General features: G+C 33.8%; 10 protein-coding genes and 1 other RNA gene. All 11 read right to left on the bottom strand.

The window, feature by feature from the left end:
• Positions 1-2: 2 nt before the first annotated feature.
• The 11 genes from rsmI to JCM14209_RS03025 all read right to left on the bottom strand — a co-directional run bounded on the left by rsmI (position 3) and on the right by JCM14209_RS03025 (position 7,290).
• Positions 3-884, bottom strand: coding sequence for a 16S rRNA (cytidine(1402)-2'-O)-methyltransferase (rsmI, locus tag JCM14209_RS02980; RefSeq protein ID WP_025022132.1), 882 nt, complete (start codon positions 882-884; stop codon positions 3-5).
• Positions 884-1,228, bottom strand: coding sequence for a DNA replication initiation control protein YabA (locus JCM14209_RS02985; protein ID WP_025022133.1), 345 nt, complete (start codon positions 1,226-1,228; stop codon positions 884-886). The genes rsmI and JCM14209_RS02985 overlap by 1 nt, the downstream gene beginning before the upstream one ends.
• A gap of 12 nt (positions 1,229-1,240) precedes the next feature.
• Positions 1,241-2,230 carry a DNA polymerase III subunit delta' gene (gene holB, locus JCM14209_RS02990; protein WP_025022134.1) on the bottom strand — a complete coding sequence of 330 codons (990 nt, stop codon included), beginning with the start codon at positions 2,228-2,230 and terminating at the stop codon, positions 1,241-1,243.
• Positions 2,231-2,234: 4 nt separating this feature from the next.
• Positions 2,235-2,870 (bottom strand): dTMP kinase, encoded by a 636-nt coding sequence (gene tmk / locus JCM14209_RS02995; RefSeq protein ID WP_025022135.1) that lies wholly within the window; start codon positions 2,868-2,870, stop codon positions 2,235-2,237.
• A gap of 160 nt (positions 2,871-3,030) precedes the next feature.
• A complete protein-coding gene (locus JCM14209_RS03000) occupies positions 3,031-3,270 on the bottom strand; it encodes a YaaL family protein (protein WP_025022136.1) in 240 nt (79 codons plus the stop codon).
• 12 nt (positions 3,271-3,282) lie between these two features.
• The gene (gene recR, locus JCM14209_RS03005) at positions 3,283-3,882 is read right to left on the bottom strand and encodes a recombination mediator RecR (RefSeq protein WP_025022137.1); all 600 of its coding nucleotides are present in this window, start codon (positions 3,880-3,882) and stop codon (positions 3,283-3,285) included.
• 20 nt (positions 3,883-3,902) lie between these two features.
• The gene (locus JCM14209_RS03010) at positions 3,903-4,217 is read right to left on the bottom strand and encodes a YbaB/EbfC family nucleoid-associated protein (protein WP_155830663.1); all 315 of its coding nucleotides are present in this window, start codon (positions 4,215-4,217) and stop codon (positions 3,903-3,905) included.
• 15 nt (positions 4,218-4,232) lie between these two features.
• Positions 4,233-5,966 carry a DNA polymerase III subunit gamma/tau gene (dnaX, locus tag JCM14209_RS03015; protein ID WP_025022139.1) on the bottom strand — a complete coding sequence of 578 codons (1,734 nt, stop codon included), beginning with the start codon at positions 5,964-5,966 and terminating at the stop codon, positions 4,233-4,235.
• Positions 5,967-6,042: 76 nt separating this feature from the next.
• Positions 6,043-6,128, bottom strand: an RNA gene (gene ffs, locus JCM14209_RS09840) — signal recognition particle sRNA small type.
• A 41-nt stretch (positions 6,129-6,169) separates the two neighbouring features.
• Positions 6,170-6,673, bottom strand: a complete 504-nt coding sequence (gene tadA / locus JCM14209_RS03020; protein ID WP_025022140.1) for a tRNA adenosine(34) deaminase TadA — start codon at positions 6,671-6,673, stop codon at positions 6,170-6,172.
• Between the two features lie 5 nt (positions 6,674-6,678).
• Positions 6,679-7,290 (bottom strand): class I SAM-dependent methyltransferase, encoded by a 612-nt coding sequence (locus JCM14209_RS03025; protein WP_025022141.1) that lies wholly within the window; start codon positions 7,288-7,290, stop codon positions 6,679-6,681.
• Positions 7,291-7,381: the final 91 nt, after the last annotated feature.

Raw genomic sequence — 7,381 nt, forward strand, 5'->3', positions numbered from 1 at the left:
ATTTAGTCGAGTTGATGATATTTATTATATACTTCTTGTTTCTTTAAATTATACTTGTTTGCAATTTCTTTGATTGCTTTATTAGGTTTTAAGCCATTATCAATTAAAACTTGTACTTCTGATACTATATTACCTTCATCAAATTCTTGAGATGTTTGTAAATTATCTGCTTGATTTTTACCTTCAACCACGACAACAAATTCACCACGTACTTCGTCATTTTCAGCATACTCCATTGCTTCTGATAAAGTTCCACGTAAGAATTCTTCATATTGTTTAGTTAACTCGCGACCTAATGTTACCTTTCGATCACCTAATACCTCAAGCATATCCTTGATTGTTTTTTTCAATCTATGTGGTGATTCATACAGTATAAAGGTTGCTTGCAGTTCACCTAATTTTTCAATTTCTTTTTTTCTTTCTGTACTTTTACGTGGTAAAAATCCATAGAAATAAAATGGTTGCGGCGTCAAACCTGAAGCTATTAATGCACTTAAAGCTGCATTAGGTCCAGGAAGTGGCACAACCGGAATCTCATTTTCAATACATGCTTTTACTAATTCGTGCCCAGGATCGCTAATTGATGGCATCCCTGCATCACTAACCTGAGCAATATTTTTTCCTTCCTGCAACATTTCGATCAATTGTGGAATTCGTTGCATTGTATTATGCTCATGAAAACTGATTTGGCGTGTATCAATTTCAAAGTAATTCAATAATTTTTGGGTATTTCTTGTATCTTCTGCCGCAATCAAATCAACTTCTTGCATGGTTGTAATTGCTCTAGGTGTCATATCATTCAAATTACCAATCGGAGTTGGTACTAAAAATAAACTTCCTGTTTGTTTGGCACCTTTAAAACTACTCATTTTTGAAATTACCATTAGTGTCTATCTCCATAAATCACATCTTGACAAAAAACACATGGTTCATCATTGAAGCGACGCGTTCCAAACATATCTTCTTCGTTGCAGACATGAAATCCTTCTTCGTATAATTTTTCTAAATTTTTTCTTGATTTTGAAAGTCCTGTACCCATTTTTGTATTCTTAGATTTAGGTTCTAATTCTTTTAATCGTGCACGTAAATGTTGATTCTCAATTTCTAACTCAACATTTTTTTCCAAAATTTGATTGACTGCCGTTTCTAATTCAGCAATTTGCGTCACCATATTTTTAGTTTTATCAGTTAAATTCTCAAAACTATTAAACAATTCGCGTTTATCCAATCTAACCCCTCCTTAACTAAAGATATCTAGCAATCTTAAAGTAGTAGTTTCCATGACATTTTGAAATGAAATATTTCTTTCGACTTTTTTAGGTATTCCTAAACACAATTCTAAAGCGTCTACTACTTGTCTGGTTGTAAATATCAACATTTTTTCTTGATATAACTTTAAATTTGTATTAAAAATAACTTCGTTTTGTTCATCAAATTTTACAAGCATTAAATCTCTCATTAGTAAAATAACTAATTTCACAACCAACTCTTGTTCTTCTTTAGTTTTAACTAAAGGCAATAGTCGTGACTGAATAAAGACAAACGCAATATCATCTTTTGCAATTACTTTATTACTCCATGATTCTAGTACTGAAAGAAGTTTCTCAAAGTTCTCTTTTTCACTAATTGCAGTCGCTTCATTCACACTGCTGGTTAATGCAGCTAAGACATTACCAATTTTTGTTGAAAACCCTTTTTCAACTAATTGAGCAACCAATTGATTTTTAGTTAACTCACTAAGCTCAAATAATTGGCAACGAGAAATAATTGTTGGCAATAATTTATTAGGCTCATCTGTTAATAAGAAAGCCGTCACTTGGCCTGCAGGTTCTTCCAAAAATTTCAACAGACTATTGGCAGCGCTCATTGTCATTTTATGAGCACCTTTTATAATAAAAATTTTTTGTCGACTTTCAACACCACTTTTAGAAAATTCTGATTTTAAATATCGAATTTGATCAACTTTAATTGACATCCCTTCCGGTTCAACCACCACTACATCGGGATGATTTCCATCCTTAATCCTCAAACATTCATCACATTGTTGACAAGGTTTTGAGTCTTGTGGATTTCGACAAAAAACGACTTGAGCTATCCACAGTGCTAATGCTGTTTTTCCCGTTCCAGCTGGTCCAGACAAAAGATATGCGTGAGCTAACATGTTTTCTTTAATTAACTTAGAAAAATGACTCGTTAATAACTTTTGTGTTTGTTCTATCTTTGCTTCCATTAATCTATTCCCTAACTAAGAATTCATTTAATTCAGCCATTGTTTCCTTAAAAACTTCATCCACACTTTGCGTCGCATCAATAACTTTTATCCTTTGCGGATTTTCTTTAACTAAATCAGCATAACCATCATATACCTTAGCATAAAAATCGTCATTTTCTTGATCTAAACGATCTTTTTTACGTTCACGTAAAGCGACCCTTTGCTTCGATATTTCTGGTGTAACATCAAAATATAAAGTCATATTTGGTTGTAAATAATCAGTAGCAAAATTATTGATATCCTTAATTCCTTGAATCCCAATTTTTCTACCAACACCTTGGTAAGCAATTGAACTATCCACAAAACGATCGCAAATCACTATTTTTCCTGCTTTTAATGCTGGTAAAATAATATCGACTAAATGTTGTCTTCTCGAAGCAGCATACAAAAGGGCTTCTGTTCGTGGATCCATTTCTGTATACTCGTTGTCTAAAATAATATTACGAATATTTTCAGAAATTTTATCTCCTCCTGGTTCACGTGTCACCACTAGTTGATCAGCGTATCCATTTTTTTCAAGGGTCTCAATTATTTTATTGAGGATCGTTGTTTTCCCTGATCCATCAATTCCTTCCAATGTGATAAATTTACCGTCCACGTTACCCCTCCGTTCATGTTTCTACTTTAATTTTACTTTATTCTAAGAATGTTGTCTAACTAACATCATTTAAGTTTTTTTAATTATTACAAATATAAAATAGGGGCTGTACGAAAAGATTCATCAGCCCCGTTTTTATTAATTTTGTTTATTACTAAAATTAATGATCAATTACTGAAGCTTGAATATGTCCACGCACATTTCTTAGCTTAGCTTCTCGATATAAAAATTGGTACTTAGCTTTCGCCAATTGAGTTTCAGCTACCAATTCTTCATCTACTTCAAAAACAGCTTGTTCTGTCTGTTTGGCACTATCCCAATCTTTTTTTGCTAAATCGATTGAATATAATAGTTCATCATCATACTCATTTCTGAGTTTTTTTCTCTTTAATCCAAACAAAACTCCAGCCTCCTAAATTTCTTGACGCCCTTCAATTGCTTTGAATAACGTCATTTCGTCAGCATATTCAATATCACTACCAACCGCTAGCCCATGGGCAAGTCTAGTAACTTTAATTTGCGCAGGCTTAATTAAACGAGACAAATACATAGCCGTGGCTTCTCCTTCTGGAGTAGCATTTGTTGCAATAATTACCTCTTTAATTTGTTCATTTTGCTGCAATCTTTTTACTAATGAAGTGATGTTAATATCTTCTGGTCCTTTACCCTCAATTGGTGATAAAACCCCATGTAAGACATGATATAAGCCGTGATATTCATGCATTCTTTCCAATGACATTACATCTTTAGGCTGCTCTACGACAATTACTTGACTATTATCTCTAGTTTTGTCCGTACAAACCATACATGGATCTGTTTCAGTGATATTTCCACAGACGCTACAATAATGCAGATCTTTTTTGGCGGCAATTAATGCCTTTGCGAACTGTGTAACATCATCATCTTGCATATCAATTGTAAAAAAAGCTAAGCGTGTAGCCGTCTTACTTCCGATTCCAGGAAGTTTCATGTAACTATCTATTAATTTAGCTATTGGTTCTGGATATTGCACAATAGCCTACCTTCTTTCGCTTAGAATCCAGGGATGTTTTGTGAATATTTACCCATTGTTCTTTGAGTTTCTTCATTAATTTTATCCATCGCATCATTAACTGCCATGATAACTAAATCTTGAAGCATATCAACGTCATCTGGATCAACTGCTTCTTCTTTAATTGAAATATCAGTCATTTTACGGTCACCTGTAAATTTAACCACAACTATATCGTTGGCACTGTGCCCTTCAAAAACTGTTTCATTTAACTTGTCTTGATCAGCTTTCATATTTTTTTGAAGTTTTTGCATTTGCTTAAGCATTCCTTGCATATTCATTCCACGCATCATAATTATATTACCTACCTTTTAATCATTTTTTATTTCTACGATTTCATTTCCAAATAATTCTTGGGCTTTTTGCGCCACATTTATCTCGTTTTCACTAGACTCTTCTTGAATTACCGGTTCTTCAGCCGCCGGTTTAGTTACGGGCTGATTTTTTCTTTGACTTAAATAATCTTGCCTAATTTTAGGCCATTTACTTGCCGGAATAAAGACTAATTCTGGAACTTTTCCAGTTAATCTATCTAAACCATTTTCAATGGTATCGACTAATTGTTGATCTTCCATTGCCTTTTGACACAAATAATCATATTCAAAACTAACAACCACCGCATCCTCACTTGCCGCAACTGGTTGCGACACATGCATAATTGCTCTTTGAGAAATACTTAGCATTTGCATTAAATCAGGCCAATTTTGTTTAAAATTATCCAATGCAGCGCGTGTTGCATTATTTAGTACGCCTACAACTTTTGCGATATTAACACTAACTTCTCGTTGCGCATTTTTTCTTGCAACTGAAGCTGAAGAACCCTGACGTGCCGGTATATTTGACACTTGAGTTCTATTAGTTTGAAGTTCTTTTTTCAAACCTGAAACTTGTTGTTGTAATTGCTTTACCTGACGCATCAACATTTCAACTTCAGTATTATCAACCGTTGATGCCACCTGCTTAGTTTCAGTTTGAGTCTGTTGCGTTAATTTAACTGTTAACACTTCTAAATAGATTGATTGATGTGAGCTAAACCGCATATTTTCTTGTTGCTGATTTAACTCATCAATAATTTGATATAACTGCTGACTTGATACCTGTTCACTTAAATTCTTAAACTCTTCTGTGGGAAGTTCATTTAAACTTTCAGGCGATTGTTTATATAATAAAATATTACGACTATAGTTAATCAAATCTTCAATTAATCGATTAGCATCTTTTCCAGATTCAATGATTTCATGAATTGTTTCCAAAGCATCTTTGGTATTTCGATTCACAACTTCTTGGAGATATTTAATAATGTTTTCTTGTGTCACACTGCCCGTAACTAATAAAGCATTATCTACAGTTACATCATTATCCCCAAATGAAATAGTTTGATCTAATATACTTAACGCATCCCGCATTCCACCTTCAGCCGCATACGCAATAACTTTAAGGGCTTTTTCATCATATTCAACTTGCTTTTCGTCTAAAATGAATTTCATTCTTGCAATGATTGTTTTAGAAGTAATTCGCTTGAAATCAAAGCGTTGCGTTCTTGAAATAATTGTAGCCGGAATTTTGTGAGGCTCTGTTGTCGCTAAAATAAAAACAACATTTGCAGGAGGCTCTTCAAGAGTTTTCAATAAAGCATTAAACGCTCCCGTTGATAACATATGCACTTCATCAATAATATATACTTTATATTCAGCTTGCGTTGGTGCATATTTAACTTTATCACGGATATCACGAATTTCTTCAACCCCATTATTTGAGGCGGCATCGATTTCGATCACGTCATTTAAGCGACCTTCTGTAATCGCAGTACAAATTTCACATTGGTTACATGGTTCACCATCAACTTGATTTTTGCAGTTAATTGCTTTAGCAAAAATTTTCGCTGCGGAAGTCTTACCAGTTCCACGAGGGCCACAGAATAAATATGCATGCGATGTTTGCTTTGTTGCAATTGCATTTTTCAATGTCTTAACGACCATTTCTTGTCCGACTAAATCATCAAATTTTTGAGGTCGCCAAACCCGATACAATGCTTGATAACTCATGATTTTCCTCCATTCTTTTAATTTTAAAAAAAAATCTCCCGGTCAAAATTCACCAAGACCGGGAGTTTAATTACATAATAACTTAAGACACATGCGTACAATACTTAGTGCTGCTTCCTTCCGGACCTGACACGATTCGTAAAGACAACATTGTCTTAAGGCCTTACGGCAACTTTTATATTACCTTATTTTTGTAAAAAAATCTAGTCTTTTATCTCTTTTTTTCTATTTTTCTTGCGCTTCTTTCGAATTTCCCTAAAAAAGCTCGTCAATAATTGAGCACAATGCTGTTCTAAAATTCCGGCTTCTACATTAGCTTGGTGATTAAAACGTGAATCAGTCACCAAATTCATCAACGTTCCGGTTACCCCTGCTTTGGGATCATGGGCACCAAAATAAACATTTTTTATCCGCGAATTAATTATTGCTCCGGCGCACATTGGACAAGGTTCAAGCGTTACAAATAAACTTGCATCTACTAGGCGCCAACTTTTTAACATCTCATTAGCTTCTTGAATGGCTAACATTTCCGCATGCATCGTGGCATCTTGACTGTGTTCTCGCAAGTTATGCCCGCGCCCAATAATTTTCCCTTGCTTATCGACAACCACGCATCCAATTGGGACTTCTCCCATTGTTTTAGCGCGATTTGCTTCAAAAATAGCTTCTTTCATAAAATATTCTTTTTGTGTTTGTGTAAATTCCATTTTCCTTAACTTTCCTTTACACTACTTAAAATGAAATAACCTTTTTTCTTAGTAATAATTTTACAATTACCAAAAACTTCATTCATTTTCTTTTCAGCAGATGGAGCTCCTTGTTTCTTTTGAATTACAGCGATTAATTTACCCCCAATTTTCAAATGGTCTTTGGCTCCTGATAAAATTCCATGAACAACATCTTTTCCTGCACGGATTGGAGGATTTGTAATCACAAAATTATAATCTGTTGCGGTTACATTTTGATATTGGTTTGAAGCAAATATTTCCACATTTTCAATGTGATTATTTTGTGCATTAGTCCGTGCTAAATCCATTGCAATTTCATTTACATCTACCATAGTAACCCTTGCTTGTGGATTTTTTTTAGCAAATGATAACCCAATCGGACCATATCCACACCCAACATCTAAAATTTTAGCTGTGGATAAATCATATTCACTTTGAACTGCATCGATTAATACCCGCGATCCAAAGTCAACTGTTGATTTTGAAAAAACTCCATTATCCGTAGTAAATTTAAAATTATTTCCTAATAATTCAAACTCCCAAACTCGTTGCTTACTTTCAACATCAGGATTTTCTGAATAATAATAATTCGCCATATATTCAAATTTACCTCTCAATCTTTATAATACAAATTAATATTACTATATTTTATATAGTTTTTCCACAGTTACCACGCCTGTGATTTTT

The organism is Ligilactobacillus hayakitensis DSM 18933 = JCM 14209 (assembly GCF_000615845.1).
GTDB classification, from domain to species: Bacteria; Bacillota; Bacilli; order Lactobacillales; family Lactobacillaceae; genus Ligilactobacillus; species Ligilactobacillus hayakitensis.

What these genes read in the sequence shown, in the direction of transcription:
- tadA (WP_025022140.1), bottom strand. Translation starts at nt 6,673, where the DNA reads ATGGAATTTACACAAACACAAAAAGAATATTTTATGAAAGAAGCTATT.
- rsmI (WP_025022132.1), bottom strand. Translation starts at nt 884, where the DNA reads ATGGTAATTTCAAAAATGAGTAGTTTTAAAGGTGCCAAACAAACAGGA.
- JCM14209_RS03025 (WP_025022141.1), bottom strand. Translation starts at nt 7,290, where the DNA reads ATGGCGAATTATTATTATTCAGAAAATCCTGATGTTGAAAGTAAGCAA.
- holB (WP_025022134.1), bottom strand. Translation starts at nt 2,230, where the DNA reads ATGGAAGCAAAGATAGAACAAACACAAAAGTTATTAACGAGTCATTTT.
- dnaX (WP_025022139.1), bottom strand. Translation starts at nt 5,966, where the DNA reads ATGAGTTATCAAGCATTGTATCGGGTTTGGCGACCTCAAAAATTTGAT.